The organism is Rhodococcus sp. NPDC004095, assembly GCF_053604015.1.
Map to the genome: position 1 here is coordinate 239908 of NZ_JBSGGS010000005.1, position 16588 is coordinate 256495.

16 protein-coding genes are annotated in these 16588 nt (G+C 71.1%); 8 read left to right on the plus strand and 8 right to left on the minus strand.

All coding sequences use genetic code 11. From position 1 onward, the window contains the following. Positions 1 to 8: 8 nt before the first annotated feature. Positions 9 to 452, plus strand: a complete 444-nt coding sequence (locus tag ACWEPG_RS11795) for a DUF1801 domain-containing protein (protein ID WP_450112169.1) — start codon at positions 9 to 11, stop codon at positions 450 to 452. A 41-nt stretch (positions 453 to 493) separates the two neighbouring features. After that, entirely contained in the window at positions 494 to 2584 is a 2091-nt protein-coding gene (ligA, locus tag ACWEPG_RS11800; RefSeq protein ID WP_450112170.1) for an NAD-dependent DNA ligase LigA, read from the plus strand. A gap of 31 nt (positions 2585 to 2615) precedes the next feature. Here ligA and soxR read toward each other — a convergent pair whose 3' ends face one another. Next, positions 2616 to 3089, minus strand: coding sequence for a redox-sensitive transcriptional activator SoxR (soxR, locus tag ACWEPG_RS11805; protein WP_450112171.1), 474 nt, complete (start codon positions 3087 to 3089; stop codon positions 2616 to 2618). A 299-nt stretch (positions 3090 to 3388) separates the two neighbouring features. On the opposite strand from soxR, the gene ACWEPG_RS11810 reads away from it, so the two are divergent. Beyond that, positions 3389 to 3877 (plus strand): GNAT family N-acetyltransferase, encoded by a 489-nt coding sequence (locus ACWEPG_RS11810; RefSeq protein ID WP_452594428.1) that lies wholly within the window; start codon positions 3389 to 3391, stop codon positions 3875 to 3877. 49 nt (positions 3878 to 3926) lie between these two features. Here ACWEPG_RS11810 and ACWEPG_RS11815 read toward each other — a convergent pair whose 3' ends face one another. Beyond that, on the minus strand, positions 3927 to 4577 hold the full coding sequence (locus ACWEPG_RS11815; protein WP_450112173.1) for an amino acid-binding protein: 651 nt from the start codon (positions 4575 to 4577) through the stop codon (positions 3927 to 3929). A 298-nt stretch (positions 4578 to 4875) separates the two neighbouring features. Between ACWEPG_RS11815 and gatC the strand changes: the two genes are divergently transcribed. Next, entirely contained in the window at positions 4876 to 5175 is a 300-nt protein-coding gene (gatC, locus tag ACWEPG_RS11820) for an Asp-tRNA(Asn)/Glu-tRNA(Gln) amidotransferase subunit GatC (RefSeq protein ID WP_450112174.1), read from the plus strand. Beyond that, positions 5172 to 6647 (plus strand): Asp-tRNA(Asn)/Glu-tRNA(Gln) amidotransferase subunit GatA, encoded by a 1476-nt coding sequence (gene gatA / locus ACWEPG_RS11825; RefSeq protein ID WP_450112175.1) that lies wholly within the window; start codon positions 5172 to 5174, stop codon positions 6645 to 6647. Before gatC ends, gatA begins: the two co-directional genes overlap by 4 nt. Positions 6648 to 6768: 121 nt before the next feature. Here the strand turns inward: gatA and ACWEPG_RS11830 are convergent, their stop codons facing one another. From ACWEPG_RS11830 to ACWEPG_RS11845, 4 genes are all read right to left on the minus strand, one after another. Beyond that, entirely contained in the window at positions 6769 to 8928 is a 2160-nt protein-coding gene (locus ACWEPG_RS11830; protein WP_452594429.1) for a molybdopterin-dependent oxidoreductase, read from the minus strand. 102 nt (positions 8929 to 9030) lie between these two features. Next, positions 9031 to 10167, minus strand: coding sequence for an NAD(P)/FAD-dependent oxidoreductase (locus tag ACWEPG_RS11835; RefSeq protein WP_452594430.1), 1137 nt, complete (start codon positions 10165 to 10167; stop codon positions 9031 to 9033). Positions 10168 to 10222: 55 nt separating this feature from the next. Continuing rightward, entirely contained in the window at positions 10223 to 11563 is a 1341-nt protein-coding gene (locus ACWEPG_RS11840) for an alpha/beta-hydrolase family protein (protein WP_452594431.1), read from the minus strand. Next, positions 11560 to 12195, minus strand: coding sequence for a hypothetical protein (locus ACWEPG_RS11845; protein ID WP_452594432.1), 636 nt, complete (start codon positions 12193 to 12195; stop codon positions 11560 to 11562). The genes ACWEPG_RS11840 and ACWEPG_RS11845 overlap by 4 nt, the downstream gene beginning before the upstream one ends. A 166-nt stretch (positions 12196 to 12361) precedes the next feature. Here ACWEPG_RS11845 and ACWEPG_RS11850 point away from each other — a divergent pair, with 166 nt between their 5' ends. Next, complete coding sequence (locus ACWEPG_RS11850) at positions 12362 to 13597, plus strand: sensor histidine kinase (protein WP_452594433.1); 1236 nt, start codon at positions 12362 to 12364, stop codon at positions 13595 to 13597. Positions 13598 to 13606: 9 nt separating this feature from the next. Beyond that, positions 13607 to 14269, plus strand: coding sequence for a response regulator (locus ACWEPG_RS11855; protein ID WP_450112181.1), 663 nt, complete (start codon positions 13607 to 13609; stop codon positions 14267 to 14269). Positions 14270 to 14328: 59 nt separating this feature from the next. On the opposite strand, the gene ACWEPG_RS11860 is transcribed toward ACWEPG_RS11855, so the two are convergent. After that, positions 14329 to 15297, minus strand: a complete 969-nt coding sequence (locus ACWEPG_RS11860; protein WP_452594434.1) for a quinone oxidoreductase family protein — start codon at positions 15295 to 15297, stop codon at positions 14329 to 14331. An 87-nt stretch (positions 15298 to 15384) separates the two neighbouring features. On the opposite strand from ACWEPG_RS11860, the gene ACWEPG_RS11865 reads away from it, so the two are divergent. Beyond that, positions 15385 to 15960 carry a TetR/AcrR family transcriptional regulator gene (locus ACWEPG_RS11865; RefSeq protein WP_450112183.1) on the plus strand — a complete coding sequence of 192 codons (576 nt, stop codon included), beginning with the start codon at positions 15385 to 15387 and terminating at the stop codon, positions 15958 to 15960. A gap of 24 nt (positions 15961 to 15984) precedes the next feature. Here the strand turns inward: ACWEPG_RS11865 and ACWEPG_RS11870 are convergent, their stop codons facing one another. After that, the gene (locus tag ACWEPG_RS11870) at positions 15985 to 16512 is read right to left on the minus strand and encodes a mycothiol transferase (RefSeq protein ID WP_452594435.1); all 528 of its coding nucleotides are present in this window, start codon (positions 16510 to 16512) and stop codon (positions 15985 to 15987) included. Positions 16513 to 16588 lie beyond the last annotated feature (76 nt).

Sequence of the window (16588 nt, forward strand, 5' to 3'; positions counted from 1 at the left end):
CTGCCGCCATGGCAGATCCTCGTGGGCTGGACCCGGCGGTGCGGACCTTCCTGGACGGGGTGAGTCACCGGGTCCGCAGGCGCGACGCCGAAACCCTGCTGGCACTGATGGAGTCCGTGACGGGGGAGCGCGCCGCACTGTGGGGGCCGTCGATCGTCGCCTTCGGCAGCTACCACTACAAGTACGAGAGCGGTCGCGAGGGCGACGCGCCTGCGGCGGGTTTCTCGCCACGTAAGGCCGCGTCGGTGGTCTATCTGTCCGACGGTGTCGGTGCGCATGCCGACCTCGTCGACCGTCTCGGGCCGCACACCTCCGGGGTCGGGTGCCTCTACATCAAGGACCTCACGCAGGTGGACCTCGGTGTGCTCGAACAGCTGGTGGCGCGCTCGTACGCCGCGCTCACCGCCGGAACCCACGGGTTGCGGGCGAGGGAGGGCGGCGCGGGCTCCTGAGGCGTCGGGAGGTGTCGGCGCGCTGGGATAGCCTTTCTGGCGTGACCGAGAACGTGGCGGCGACCGCCGAGGAACGTGACGAGTGGCAGCGGCTCGCGGAGGAGGTGCGTGAGCACCAGTTCCGCTACTACGTCAAGGACGCGCCGACCATCTCGGACGGCGAGTTCGACGCGCTGCTGCGGCACCTGACCGACCTCGAGGACCGTCACCCGGACCTCCGCACCCCGGACTCGCCGACCCAGCTCGTCGGTGGCGGCTTCGCCACCGAGTTCACCGCGGTCGACCATCTCGAACGAATGCTCAGCCTGGACAACGTCTTCGACGAGGCGGAACTGCGCACCTGGATCTCCCGAGTCGAAGCCGAGACGGGCCCCGATCTGCACTACCTGTGCGAGGTGAAGATCGACGGCGTGGCGCTGAGCCTGGTCTACGAGAACGGCAAGCTGGTTCGGGGCGCCACCCGCGGCGACGGCCGCACGGGGGAGGACGTCACCCTCAACGCCCGCACCATCGACGACATCCCCCACACCCTCACGGGAACCGACGAGTACCCGGTGCCCGCGCTGCTGGAGGTGCGCGGCGAGGTGTTCTTCCGGCTCGAGGACTTCGAGGCGCTCAACGCCTCCCTCGTCGCAGAGGGCAAGGCGCCGTTCGCGAACCCCCGAAACTCCGCCGCCGGTTCGTTGCGGCAGAAGAACCCCGCGGTCACCGCGAAGCGACGGCTCGGGATGATCTGCCACGGCATCGGCCGCACCGAGGGTTTCGACCCGGTCAGTCAGCACGACGCCTACACCGCGCTGGCCGCGTGGGGGCTGCCCGTCTCGACGCACACCGCGCGGGTGCAGGGCGCCGACGCGGTCGTCGCCAAGGTCGCCTACTGGGACGAGCACCGGCACGACGTCGAGCACGAGATCGACGGCCTGGTCGTCAAGGTCGACGAGATGTCCCTGCACCGCCGCCTCGGGGCCACGTCGCGGGCGCCGCGGTGGGCAACTGCCTACAAGTACCCGCCGGAGGAGGCCACCACCAAGCTGCTCGACATCCGGGTCAGCGTTGGCCGCACCGGTCGGGTCACCCCGTTTGCGTACATGGAACCGGTCACCGTGGCCGGGTCGACGGTGGCGCTGGCGACGCTGCACAACGGGTCCGAGGTCAAGCGCAAGGGTGTGCTGATCGGCGACACGGTCGTCATCCGCAAGGCGGGCGAGGTGATTCCCGAGGTTCTCGGCCCGGTCGTGGACATGCGCGACGGCACGGAACGCGAGTTCGTGATGCCGACGCACTGCCCCGAGTGCGGAACGGAACTGGCGCCCGCGAAGGAGGGCGACGCGGACATCCGCTGCCCCAACACCAGGTCCTGCCCGGCCCAGTTGCGGGAGCGCGTCTTCCACGTCGCCGGTCGAGGCGCGTTCGACATCGAGGTGCTCGGCTACGAGGCCGCGACCGCACTGCTCGAGGCGGGGGTGATCCGTGACGAGGGGGATCTCTTCTCGCTCACCGCGGACGACCTGATGAAGACGGCGCTGTTCACCACCAAGGCGGGCGCCCTGTCCGCGAACGGGAAGCGTCTCCTCGACAACCTGGACTCATCGAAGACGCAGCCACTGTGGCGGGTGCTGGTGGCCCTGTCGATCCGGCACGTCGGCCCGACCGCGGCCCGCGCGCTGGCCTCGGCGTTCGGCAGCCTGGAGCGGATCGAGTCGGCGTCGGTGGAGGAGCTGGCCGCGGTGGACGGCGTCGGCGGCACCATCGCCGCGGCCGTTGTCGAGTGGTTCGCCGTCGACTGGCACCGCGACATCGTCGAGAAGTGGCGCGCCGCAGGCGTTTCCATGGAGGACGAACGGGACGAGTCGATCGAGCGCAACCTGGAGGGGCTCTCCATCGTGGTCACCGGGTCGCTGGTCGGATTCACCCGCGACGGCGCGAAGGAGGCCATCCTGCAGCGCGGCGGCAAGGCCGCCGGCTCGGTGTCGAAGAAGACCGCGTTCGTGGTCATCGGCGATGCACCGGGCTCGAAGGCGGACAAGGCCGAGCAGCTCGGCGTTCCCATCCTCGACGAGGACGGATTCGTCCGGCTGCTCTCGGGCGGTCCGGAGGCGGTGACCGCGGCGGTCGAGGGCGAGTCGGACTGACGACTGCGAGAGTTGCTCTGCCGCAACCGGATCAGTGGTGGTGATCTCCGCCGTCGCGGTGGAGGGCCTCGGGTAGGAAGGCGGCGCCGGGACCGTAGGTGGCGGCGGAGTCGTTCGGGTTCGAAAGCGCGCAGGTCTGGAGCGACAGGCAGCCGCAGCCGATGCAGGACTCGAGGCCGTCGCGCAGCGCCTCCAGTGCATCGATCTGCTCGTCGAGGCGGGCGCGCCAGCTACGGGACAGGCGCGCCCAGTCGGCCCGGGTCGGCGCTCGCCCGCCGGGCAGGGTGTCCATGGTCTCGGCGATCTCGTCGAGGCTGAGCCCAATGCTGCGGGCGGCCCGGATGAACGCGATCTTGCGCAGCACGCTGCGCTGGTAGCGGCGCTGGTTGCCGGACGTTCGGGTGCTCTCGATCAGCCCCTGGCTCTCGTAGTACCGCAGGGCGGATGCGGCCAGCCCACTGCGTTCGGACACCTCGCCGACCGTCAGTAGATCCGTGGTGCGCACGCGGTTCCTCCTCTGCGGGTGCCGTCAACACAGGTGAAGTCGACTTCAGCTTCCGCTCGGACGGGGCCGGCGGCAAGTGGTCGATCTCACGACGAACCGCCCGTGGTGGTGATCGTCACTCGATGCGCGCCGTGGTGGTCGCTGAACACCTTGCCGGCGATTCCGTCACAGCCGACGATTGTGCAGGTGAGCGGGCTGTCGGTGATTGCGGGACCGTCCGCCCGGGGTGCTGCTCCGGGCCCCGACCTGCCCGTTCGGGGAGGTTGAGGCGGGTACGCCGTTGCTGCGATAGTGACGCCATGATCTCCATTCGCCCCGTCGACCCCGCCGATTTCGACGCCGTCGCCGAACTGACCGTCGACTCCTATGTCGGCGGCGGATTCGTCGCCGAGGCCAGCAGCTACGTCCAGCGGCTGCGCGACACCGCCGGCCGGGCCGGTCAGGCCGAAGTGGTGGTCGCGGAATTGGACGGTGCGGTCGTCGGCTCGGTGACGATCGCGGAGCCGGGCACCCCGTACTCCGATGTCGCCCAGGCCGGCGAACTCGAGTTCCGGATGCTCGCCGTCTCCTCCGATGCTCGCGGCAAGGGTGCCGGTTCCGCGCTGGTGCGGCACGTGCTCGACGCCGCCTACGACCGAGGGCTGCAGGCCGTGGTCATCTCCACCGAACCGGAGATGGTCGACGCCCGCCGCATCTACGACCGCAACGACTTCGTACACGTCCCCGACCGGGACTGGCAGCCGGTGCCGGGGATGGAGCTGACCGTCCTGGTCCGCGAGATCGTCTGATCCGTCGGCCCCTCCGCCGGTCGGACCCGCAGACCGCCGATCGGACCGGTCAGCCCAGCACCGTGGCGACGATGCCGGCGAGGTATCCCAGCCGGGCGATCTCGGACGGCCGGAATTCCGGACCGCCGGAGCGCCCGAGCAGCAGCACCCGGCCGGAGTGGCCCAGCGGAGCCGCGGCGAGGGTGGTGTCGACGTTCCTCCACGTGTCCGGCACCCAGTCGGCCTGGTCGTCGAGGATCGTGGGCTTCTGCAACGGCATCCACGGCACGTCACCGGCGTGCGTCTCCGGTGCACCGCCGCTGCCGACGACGCGGAAGGCGCCGTGCGGCCCGATCCCGATCACGGTCGCCCAACTGACGCGCAGCACGCGGGCGGCGCCGTCGACGAGGACCTGCAGCCGATCGTCGCGCGCGGTCGCGACCTGGTCGATCAGTTCCAGCTCGCGGTGTGTGTCGAGCAGTCCGGTGTAGGGGCGGATCGAATCGACCCGAACGCCGGAGAGGTTCTCGGCGGCGGTGATGAGGGTGTCCGGCAACGATCCCTGCGCCACGTCGACCACCAGGTCGTCGACGGCGAAACCGGCGCCGCGCTCGACGACGTCGAGGGAGAGGATGTCCGCGCCCACGGAGCCGAGCGCGACGGCGAGCGAGCCCAGGCTGCCGGGTCGGTCGGGTAGCTGGACACGCAGTAGGTACGACACGGAATTCCTTTGTCACAACGGTTCGGCGGCGGTCGAGGCGGCTCGGCCGCCCGGCCGGACGGGGAGTCGTCGATGCCCCCGCGGCAACCATCCTTCCACCCCGGACCGACCGGTGAGGGCTGTGCCGGAACACCCCGTGGGAAACGCCCAGCTCGCCGCAGAATCGTCACCGCCGGGACATGCAGGCGTTCCGAGACGGAAACAGATCGCCCGAGCGAGGCGCTGGATGCAGGCCGCCGCGGCGCAGCCGATAGGCTGGTGGGCATCGTGTGTTCGCCGACCTGAAAGGGGCCCACGGGTGCCTGCCATCTCCCGCGACGAGGTCGCCCACCTCGCCCGGCTGTCCCGGCTCGCGCTGACCGACGCGGAACTCGACGAGTTCGCCGGCCAGCTCGACTCGATTCTCAGCCACGTCAAGACCGTCGCAGAGGTCGCCGCGGATGACGTGCCGCCCACCGCGAACCCGTACGCGCTGGTCAACGTGACCCGCCCCGACGTCGTCGTGCCGGGACTGTCTCCCGAGCAGGCGCTGTCCGGTGCGCCCGCCGTCGAGCAGGAACGTTTCGCCGTCCCGCAGATCCTGGGAGAAGAGCAGTGACCGCCGAGCTGACCGCACTCGACGCCTCCGTCCTCGCGTCGAAGATCCATGCCCGCGAGGTGTCCTCGGTGGAGGTCACCCAGGCGCATCTGGACCGCATCGCCGCCGTCGACGGCGAGTACAACGCCTTCCTGCACGTGTCCGGCGAGGCGGCGCTCGCCGCGGCCAAGCAGGTCGACGACGCCCTCGCGGCGGGTGAGGCGCCGGCCTCGCCGCTCGCCGGAGTCCCGTTGGCGCTGAAGGACGTTTTCACCACCACCGACGCCCCGACCACCTGCGGATCGAAGATCCTCGAGGGCTGGGTCGCGCCGTACGACGCGACGCTGACCACCCGGTTGCGCGAGGCGGGCATCCCGGTGCTCGGCAAGACCAACATGGACGAGTTCGCGATGGGCTCGTCGACGGAGAACTCCGCGTACGGCCCGACCCGGAACCCGTGGGACACCAGCCGGATTCCCGGCGGCTCCGGCGGCGGCAGCGCGGCCGCGCTGGCCTCGAACCAGGCGCCGCTCGCGATCGGCACCGACACCGGCGGCTCCATCCGGCAGCCGGCCGCTGTCACCGCCACCGTCGGCACCAAGCCCACCTACGGCACCGTCTCCCGTTTCGGCCTGGTCGCCTGCGCGTCGTCGCTGGACCAGGGTGGCCCGTGTGGCCGCACCGTCCTCGACACCGCGTTGCTGCACGAGGTGATCGCCGGGTACGACCCGCGCGACTCCACGTCGATCGACGCGCCGGTGCGTCCGGTTGTCGAGGCCGCCCGCCAGGGCGCGACCGGAGACCTGAAGGGTGTCCGGATCGGTGTGGTCAAGGAACTGCACTCCGACAGCTACCAGCCCGGCGTGATCGCCTCATTCGACGCCGCCGTCGCCCAGCTGAAGGAACTCGGCGCCGAGGTCGTCGAGGTCTCCTGCCCGAGCTTCGAGTACGCGCTCGCGTCCTACTACCTGGTGCTGCCCAGTGAGGTCTCCTCGAACCTGGCCCGATTCGACGCGATGCGGTACGGCATGCGCGTCGACGACGGCAACATGAGCGCCGACCAGGTGATGGCCGCGACCCGTGCCGCCGGTTTCGGCAAGGAAGTCAAGCGCCGCATCATGATCGGCACCTATGCGCTGTCGTCGGGTTACTACGACGCGTACTACGGCTCCGCGCTCAAGGTTCGCACCCTGATCGCCCGCGACTTCGACGCCGCGTACGAGAAGGTCGACGTCCTCGTCTCGCCGACCAGCCCCTTCACCCCGTGGAAGCTGGGGGAGAAGGTCGACGATCCGCTGGCGATGTACCTGTCCGACCTGTGCACGCTGCCGACCAATCTGGCCGGGCACTGCGCGATCTCGGTGCCGTCCGGTCTCTCGGCGGACGACGGCCTGCCGGTCGGCCTGCAGGTGATGGCCCCGGCTCTCGCCGACGAGCGGCTCTACCGGGTCGCCGCGGCCTACGAGGCCGCCCGCGGACCGATCACCCGCTGACGTAGCGGCACGGCCCGGGATCCGAATCGCCGGATCCCGGGCCGTTTTGCGTCGAGTGAACGGAGCGTTCAGTCGATCTGATCGACTGAACGCTTCCGTTCATTCGTGGGGGAGGGCTCGGTCACGAGTCGGCCGGCGCGGTCACGCACACCATGGTCGCGTTCACCGCGGCGTTCCCGGTGAACCTGTCGGTCACGGCGGGATCGTGGAGCAGGTTGACGTTCGCGCCCGGGTGCGCCGCGGCGGTCGACCAGCCGACCCCCTTCTCGCCGTGTCCCCATCCGTGTGGGATCGCGACGGTGCCGACCCGGATCTCGTCGCTGACCTCGACAGGGACCTCGATGCTGCCGACGCGTGAGCGCACCGTCACCGGCTGCCCGTCGACGAGTGCCCGGGCCGCGGCGTCGTCCGGGTGCATCAGTACGGTGCAGCGATCACGGCCCTTGACCATGGCCGGCACATTGTGCAGCCACGAGTTGTTCGATCTCAGGTGTCTGCGGCCGATCAGCCTGAGATCGAATTCGTTTTCGAGGCACTCGGTTTCGTTCGTCTCGACGAGTCGCCGGGCCTCCGCGACGAATTCCGCAGGCGCGAGTTGCACCCGCCGGTCCGGGGTCGAGATCAGCGACGCGAGGCGGGGCTCGAGAGGGCCGAGGTCGACGCCGCCGGGCGTGCGCCGGATCCGGTTCATCGTCAGCCCGCCGCGGCCGCGGCGCAGCATGCCGTGCGGGCCGGTCAGGACGCCGAGCGCACCGATCCGGAGCGGGCTGATCCTGTCGATCACTCGGCGAAGCGGTGTCGTCAGCAGCGATCGCAGCGGAACCGGCACCACCTCCAGCAGCAGCCGGGCGAGGATCTGCCAGTCCTCGAGCGCGTCCTCCGGCGGATCGAAGACGCGCGCATTGAAGCGGGCGTTGTTTCGGACCGAGAAGACCGGGAACAGGAAGTCGAACTCCTCCCGCTCGAGGTGTGACGTCGGCGGCAGTACGACGTCGGCGTGCCGCGAGGTCTCGGTGAGGTACATGTCGACCGCGACGTAGAAGTCGAGTGCGTCGAGCGCCTCGTCGAGCCGGCCGCCCTGCGGGGTGGACAGCACCGGGTTGCCCGCGTAGGTGATCAGCGCCCGGACGGGTCCAGGTGATCCGGGCCCGTCGCCGAGGATCTCGTCGGCGAGCCCGACCACGGGGAGCTCGGTGCGGAAGGCCTTGCGGTCCCCGCCGCGGTTCGTCCACCGTCCGTATCCCGACCCGAGCCGGCGCACGAATCGCGCGGCGTCGATCGGGGGCGTCGCGTACATCTGCCCGCCGGGCCGGTCCAGATTGCCGGTCACGGCGTTGAGCGTGTTGACCAGCCAGTGCGTGATGGTCCCGGTGACCTGGTGGCACACGCCGATTCGGGCGTACGCCACCGCCGAGGTCGCGTCGCGATGGTCGCGTGCGAGCCGCCGGATCGTGTCCGCGTCCACCCCGGCCCTCGGTGCCATCGCTTCGGGCGTGCACGGGCGGACCAGGTCGGCCAGCTCACGCCAGCCCGCGATCGGCATGGTGCCCTCGGGTTCGGTTGCGCCGTCGGCAACGAGGGTGTGCAGCATTCCCAGCAGCAGGTACGGGTCGCCGCCCGGCCTGATCGCGACGTGCTCGTCCGCCAGTCGCGCGGTCTCCGTGCGGCGCGGGTCGACCACCACCACCGTCCCGCCGCGGCGGCGGATCGCGCGAATACGGCCCCGGGCGTCCGGCATCGTCGTGATCGAGCCGTTCGACACGGCGGGATTGGCCCCGAGGATCAGCAGCCGGTCGGTCCGGTCCACGTCGGCGATCGGCATCAGCACGTTCGAGCCGTACATCTTCCACGCAGCGAATTCCTGGGGGAACTGGTCGATCGACGAGGCCGAGTAGAAGTGCCGGGTGAGCAGGGCGACGCGCAGCGCCATCCCGTAGACCACCGAGGAGCTGTGCGCGGCCGGGTTGCCGAGGTACATCGCGATCGCGTCGCGGCCGTGCCGACGCCGGACCGCACGCAGGTTACGACCGACCAGCGCGAGCGCCTCGTCCCAGCCGATCTCCTCGAAGCCGTCACCCACTCGGCGCAGGGGGCGCCGCAACCGCTCCGGATCGTGGTGCAGGTCGCCAAGCGCGGTCGCCTTCGGGCAGATGTACCCGTGGGACAGCACGTCGTCCGGGTCGCCCTCGACGCGGGTGACATGGTCGTTCTCGACTGTGACCAGGACGCCGCAGTGTGCCTCGCAGAGCGTGCACTGCCGGGCGATGGTACGTGTGGACATGCTCGGGCCCCTCCACGGTTGTGCCCGGAACTTAGCACCGGCGAGTCGGTCCGGTGAGCGGTTCCGCCGTGCCGGACGACAGGTGGAACCTGGCCTGCCGTCTCAGGGCCCGAACCAGCGCCGCCGACGGTCGGCTGCGAACTCGGCCTTCTCGCTGGCGAATTCGACCGACGGTCCGCGGAACGGGGCGACCGGGGTCGGACCGGACAGGAAGTCCGCCTCCACCTTCCCGACTAGACCGCCACCGAACTCGATGTGGCACGTGCCCTGGCCGAGATACCTGTCCCCGTGCGGGCTGTCGTGCAGGTGGGCGATGATGTCCACCGCGACGGTCCGCGCGGCGGTCTCGGCGAACACCCCCGCCCGGGGTACGGGGGCGTCCGCGCAGTCGCCCAGCGCGTACACCCCGGGGTACGGGGTCGCGAGGGTGGCCGCGTCGACATGGATCCAGCCGTCGGCACCGCCCTCCGTCAGTCCGGAGGCCTGCACGACGTCCGGCACCCGGTGGCGGGGGACCCCGATGAACAGGTCGTAGGCGAGATCGCCGTCGTGCGTAGACGCGGTGTGCGCGGCCGGGTCCAGTGCGTGCACTCGCGTTCCCGGCGTGTATTCGATGTCGCGGTCCGCGAGTGCACCGACGATCGCGGCGTTGGAGCTGGGGGACACGGGGATGGGGGAGTCCATCGGGGAGAGAAGCCGCATGCGGGTCGCACCGCGCAGGTCGCGACGGACGAGTTCCTCGTGGAGCAGCAGCGCGCCCTCGTACGGTGCCGGCGGGCACTTGAAGGGGACACTGAGAATCGAGAGCAGGATGGTGCCGCCGGTGAAGGCGTCGAGGCGCTCTCGCAACCGGTGGACGCCCTCGAGCGAGTAGAACTCGTGACCGTCCTCGACGAATCCGGGGTTCGCACCGCAGTCGTACTCCGCGCCGAGCGCCACGACGAGCGTGTCCGCCCTGTACTCGCCGCGGTCGGTGGTGACGTGACGCGTGGCGGGATCGATCGCGGTGACCGTCTCGCGGCGGAACTCCACGGCCGGAAGGTTGAGGCTGTCGTACGGAATCCGGACGTCGTCGATCGTGCGGCCCCGGAACAGCACGTCCATCTTGGCGAAACCGAACACGAATCCGTCGGCGCGGTCGAGGAGGGTGACCCGAACCTCGTCCGGCACGGACCGGGACAGGCTGGCGGCGAGTTCGAGCCCACCGAACCCCGCTCCCAGGATCAGCACGGTGTGCATCGTTCGAGTATCCCCCCTCACGCGTACGAAACCCAGGGGTTGACAGCCGGAACGGTCACCGTGCCGGTCGGCAGTCCGGCAGTGCGGTGCCCTGGTCGGTGCCGTACCGATGGCCGTGGCCGGGTGCGGCGCCCAGCGAGGTGACCAGATCGACCGTGGTCTGCAGGAAACTCACCACCGGCAGCCATGCCGGGGTCGGGGCATCCGGCCGCACGCCGTCCAGTCGGGGCGGCGCCACCAGCAACCGGGGCGACCAGTGCACGACCGGGTCGGACGCGTTGGCGAGCACCGTCGTGCCCGGACGGATCGGTGCGCCCCCGGGCGGCCCGGCGAGCAGGACGCCGCACTCGGCGCCAACGGCCGCGGCTCCGAGCGCGCCGAGGCTCTGCCCGTACAGATGCAGCGCGGGACGTTCGTCCGGTGACATTCGCGAGATTCTCTGCGCGAGTGCCGCATAGAGGGCGCGAGCCGACTCCGTCGCGCCGGCGCGGTCGGTGACGAAGGTGACCCAGCTCGGCGCCGCCGAGTACTGAACCGCGATCTCGGCGACGTCCCCGCCGAAGCGTCGTTCGAACCCGGCGACCGCGTTCGAGTCGATCCACCCCGATCCGGTCGGCACCGCGACCACCACGTGCGACCGCGCCAGTCCACCGGCCCGGTCCAGTTCCCTGACGGCCAGATCGACCCGGGCGTCGAGGCTCGGTGCGCTGTCCAGACCGACGTAGGTGCGCGCCGTCCCCGGGGCGGCCGGGGCCGAGACGAACCGCCGTCCGTGCGCGCCGAGCGACTCCCAGGGGACGAGCGAGTCGGCTGCTCCCGACATCGACGACGTCGCCGGACCGGCAGGGCCGCTGGCGTCCGCGGTCCGGGAGAGTGCGGCCGGCGCAGCCCAGACCGTCGCGGTGACCGCCGTGACGAGCACCGCGGCGCCGACCCGTCTCCCGTGCGGCCGCCGCGCAAGCGCGCCGAGCCCCCGCGCACCGCCGATCAGGACGGCGGCCACCACGCCGCCGAGTACCAGGACCAGTGCCCAGTGGGCGGGCCCGACCGCGGCGACACCCATCGCGGACCGCACCCCGTTCTGCCAGTGGTCGGCGATCAGCACCGCCCACCCCACCGTCACAGCGCCCGCGCCTGCGGCCACCGTCCGCGTCGTCGATCCGGATCCGGTTGTCGCCGAGCGCCGGCCGGGGCGCCGATGCCACAGCGCTGCGAGTCCCCATCCGGCCGCCACGAGCAGGCCGGTGAGGAGCGCCTGCACGAGCGCGGGGCGGGGCAGCAGTGACGGCGCGAGCGACGCCGTCGCGGCGGACGCCACGGCCACCGTCGTCGCGATCCGGGGCACGGTGATCGTGACGCCGGGCAGCGACAGCGCACGGGGGAGGGTCGCCGTCATGCCGGCACCACCGGTGCGACGGTGCCGATGCTCCCCGACCGGCGGCGGAGGGCGACGGCGCCGCCGAGCGCCGCCGTACCCAGGACGGCCGCCGACAGGCCGATCGGTTCGGGGCGCGGTGCGGCGTAGTTCTGCCGCCACGAATTCGAGTTCACCGCGGTCGCCGCGACCGTCGCGACCGCCCGGCACGAGGCCCGGGTGACATCGTCGGGGCGGGCGGCGCACGCGGCGTGTAGCCGATCGTCGAGCTGCCGGTCCAGACTCAGCCGGGCCCACGCACCGACCGGCGCCCCGGCACGGTCCGCGTAGCGGAGCAGGTCGTACCCGAGGTCGTGCCCCATGCAGGCGGTGTCGAACTCGGCGGGCAGCGGGACCGGCGACGAGCAGGTGCCGTGCGGGTTGACGAGCATCCCGTCCCGGACCAGGGGCCGGTACCCGAAGTCCTGCTCGAAGTCGGCGGGAATCCGCGCCGCGGCGGCGATCGGATCGGTGCTCGTGAGGGCCTCGATCGCGAGCGCGGCCGGAGCGTCGCGCTCGTCCGGGCCCGCGGCGCCGGCCGTGTGAGGCGCGAGGAGGGTGGAGGCGGCGATCGCGCATCCCACCGCGAGGACTGTCCAGGTCGATTTCCGCATGGTTCCGACGCTAGAAATTGCCCGTACCTGCGAACATCACTCCGCGGCTTGGTTCGCTGCCGGCACCGTGGCGTCGGGGAACCGCCCGGACTCACCCGTCGGTGCCAGGGCGATCTCACCCCACGGTATGAGGACATCTCGGGTCCCGCTTCCTAGGGTTCTTCGCGTGGGTAGGACGAAACGAGCACTCCGCAGGACCGCACAGGGAGCCGCGACGAGAGCAAGACCGAGGCTCGCGCGACTGAGCGGCGGCCAGTGGCTCGACATCGGGGTGGTGTTCGTGACCGCGGTGCTGTTCGCGATCGCGTGGCCGACACTGCAACTGACCCACCGGGTTCCCGCGGGAGTGCAGCCGGTGATCGCAGGCCTCGCCGCGCTGCCGCTGCTGTTCATTCGAGCGAATCCAGCTCTGGGCTGGGCGATCTCGGCCGCCGGGGCGCTGGTCATACCGGTCGCCTATGACCGCACCGCCGACTACGACTTCCCGTGGCAGGTCGTGCACGTGATGGTGCTGATGGCCCTGCTGCTGGCCGTCAGCCTGCGGTCCCCGCTGCCGGTGGTTGCCGTCGCGGGAGTGTCGACCGCCTTACTCTTCCTCGCGAACGCCCCCGGCCAGGACGGACGCGGGTGGGCCGTCGGGCTCACCGCCCTCGTCGCGTTCGGGTTGCTGATCCGCTGGCTGGTGCTCTCCCGTCGGCAACTCGCCCGGCAGGAGGAGGAGAACGAGGTCGAGCGGGCGCGCCGCGCGATCCTGGAGGAGCGGGCGAGGATCGCTCGCGACCTGCACGACGTCGTCGCCCACCACATGTCGCTGGTCGTCGTGCAGGCGCAGAGCGCCCCCTACCGCCTCGGCGGCCTGTCGCCCGAGGCGACAGCCGAATTCGACTCGATCGGTGCGACCGCCCGCGAGGCGTTGAACGAGATCCGCGGCATGCTCGGCGTGCTGCGCAGCGACGGTCAGGCCCCCGAGAACGCCCCGATGCCCGGACTCGACCGGATCGACGAGTTGATCGACGCCGGCCGGCGGGCCGGAATGGCGGTGGCCGTCGAGCGCGGGCCGCTGCCTGCGTTGCCCGAGACGTCCGGACTCGCGCTGTACCGGATCTTGCAGGAGTCGCTGGCGAATGCGGCGCGCCACGCACCGGGCGCGGCCGTGCGGGTGGACCTGGCCGGGGACGCGGCCGTGACCGAACTGGTGGTCGTCAACGAGGCCGCGGCGCAATCCGTGCCCGCCTCGAATTCCGGTGGCGGCCACGGCATCGTCGGGATGCGGGACCGGGCCCGGTCGGTCGGGGGAACGCTGACCGCGCATCCGGCGGTGGGCGGCGGATTCGAGGTGCGGGCCCGGATCCCGTCCACCGCGGGCGGCTCGGTGCCCGAACCGGGCGTGGGTCGGGCCTAGGCTTGCCGGGTGGCGATCACGGTCTTCATTGCAGACGATCAGGCGATGGTGCGGCAGGGGTTCGGGGCGCTGCTCGCCGCACAACCCGACATCAGCGTCGTCGGCGACGCCCCGAACGGGAAGGTCGCGGTCGACGAGGTGCTCCGGCTGCGGCCCGACGTCGTGCTGATGGACGTGCGGATGCCGGAGCTGAACGGACTGGAGGCCGCAGAGCGAATCCTGTCCGCGGCGCTGCAGCCGCCGGTGCGGGTGCTGATGCTCACCACCTTCGACATCGACGACTACGTGTACGAGGCGCTTCGGGTGGGGGCGAGCGGCTTCATGCTCAAGGACGCGCCCGCCGACGAACTGGTCCGCGCGGTCCGTGTCGTCGCGGACGGTGAGGCGCTGCTCGCGCCGTCGGTGACCCGCCGCCTGATCGCAGACGTCACCAGTCGGCGTGCTGCCCGCCGGCCGGAGCCTGCGCAACTCGCGACGCTGACGCCCCGCGAACGGGAGGTGCTCGAGCTGATCGCCCGAGGGCTGTCCAACACCGAGATCGCCGAGTCGTTGTTCGTCGCCGAACAGACCGTCAAGACCCACGTGGGGAAGGTGCTCGCGAAGCTGCACCTGCGCGATCGCGCGCAGGCGGTCGTCCTCGCCTACGAGGCCGGGGTGGTCACTCCCGGCTGACGCCGGCCGCGAGCCGATCCTGTTTCGCCGAGCGACGTACCGGACGGCCCCGCCCCGGTTCAGGGGGTGAGCACGAACATGCCGTTCGCATGCCGCATTTCGATCCGGTCGTGTGCACGCCCCGCGTCGTCGAACCCGATTACGCTGTCGATGATCGGGGTGATGGCGCCGCCCGCCGCGAGTTCGAGGACCGCCGATCGCGCGGAGGCAACCCGATCGAGCCAGGCCGGGCCACTGCAACCGGTGAGCGACAGCCCGCGGGCCAACAGGTCCGAGGACGTGATGGCGGCGGGTGCGCCACCGAGCATTCCGTAGTAGAGCATTCGCCCGCTCAGTGGAGTCATCGCGTCGAGGACGGCGAGTGAGCCGGCGCCGCCGATGGATTCGAAGGCGACGTCGATCGTGGCGCCCCGCAACGCCTCCGGGAGGCGAGCGGCCCAGTCCGGTTCGGTGTGGTCGATGACGACGTCCGCACCGAGACTGCGGGCGCGTTCCCGGTTCGCGGGGTTGCCTGCGGTCGCGACGATCCTGCCCGCGCCCCGCGAACGCGCGAGCTGGGTCAGGTAGCCGCCGACGCCGGTACCGGCGGCTTCGATCAGGACCGTGTCGTCACGCGTCAGGCGTGCGGTCTCGAGCAGGGTCATGGCGACGGATCCGCCCATCATGACCGCGGCGGCATCGACGGACGAGAGCCCGTCGGGGATCGGGACGGTGGATGTCGCAGGCGCGCACACCAACTCGGCATGAGCGCCGATCCCCATGCCCGCGACCATCACTCGGGTGCCGACGAGCTCCGTGTCGACGCCTGCGCCCACCTGGGTGACGACGCCGGCGGCCTGCGTACCGAACACCGCCGGTGGCCCCGCCGGGGCGGGAAAGACGCCGGATCTGATCTGCGTCTCGACGAACAGAATCGGGGTGGCCTCGGTGCGGATCAGCACCTCCCCGTCCGCCGGGGACGGCGCGGGGACCTCTCGGGTGACGAGAACGTCGGGGCCACCAGTGGCCGTCATCACGACTGCTTTCATTATGATCTCCCCTAATCTGACCGTCGGTCCGGTTCCTGGTGCACTCGAACGATATGGACCGCCGGTCAAGTTGTCAATGGAGGTTTTGTGTCGTCCGACGGCCAGAGAACAGAGCGAGCCGATGCCGCGCGGAACAGGCGTGCGATTCTCGATGCGGCAGGTCGGCTGCTCGCAGAACACGGCCCGGGCGAGGTGTCGATGGAGCAGATCGCGGCTGCCGCCGGCGTCGGGAAGGGGACCCTCTTCCACCGGTTCGGCAGCCGCGCCGGCCTGATGCGCGCGCTCGTGCTCGAGCGCGCCGAGGACCTGCGCCGGGCCGTGGTGAGCGGCGAGCCGCCGCTCGGCCCGGGGGCGCCGGCAGGCGAGCGGCTGCTGGCCTACTTCGACGCCATGACCGACCTCGTCGTCGCCAACATCGGGCTGATGGTGGCCTACGACACCGCCGCCGACGATCCGCACGCCGACGAGATCCACGCCTTCTGGTACCGGCACATCGCCGAACTGCTGTCGCAGGCCCGACCGGACGTCGACGCCGACATGCTGGCACGGCTCCTGCTCGGCACTCTCGGTGGCGAGCTCGTGCTGCATCTCATCCAATCGGGGCAGACCGCGCGACTCAAGGCCGGTGTCCACCAGCTCGTCGACTCCGTTCTGCGCACCTGAACCGACGGAGCGCGGACAACCCGATCACCGCGCCTGGTGCAGGCCCCGCACATACGCGGCCTGCCCCAGGTGCTGCAGGCAGTCGCCGATGACGCTGACCAGACGCACCGTGACCGTGACCGGGGGATCCCACCGCCGGTCCACGATGCGGTCGAGCTCGGTGGGGGTGAGCTCGTCGACGTACTCGAGCGTCGCGAGGTGCACGTCGCCGTGGTAATCGGCGAGCAGGGCCGCCTCCGGGTGCACGGCGGCGACTTCGGAACTGCCGTGCCCGTAACCCGTGTCGGAGGCTGGGAACGGCAGATCGAACCGCTCCCGCCAGCCTCGGGAGGTCCACGCCTGCTCCACGTCGGCGGCATCGCTGACATGATCGTCCTGCACGCGGGTCAGGTGCCAGACCAGCCAGGCGATCGAGTTCGCCTGCGGGCCGGGACGATAACCGGCCACCTCCGGTGTCAGGCCGTCGGTCACCGCGACCACCAGTTCGCGGATCCTCTCGAAATGATCCCGCAGGACTGCGCGCGCCGCGTCCGTCTCGGTGTCCCGGCTCATCCCTCCACGGTAGGAGCGCGCGGGGAAGTGCGCAGCCGATCGATCAGGATGCCGCGGGCACCCGGCGGGTGCAGTA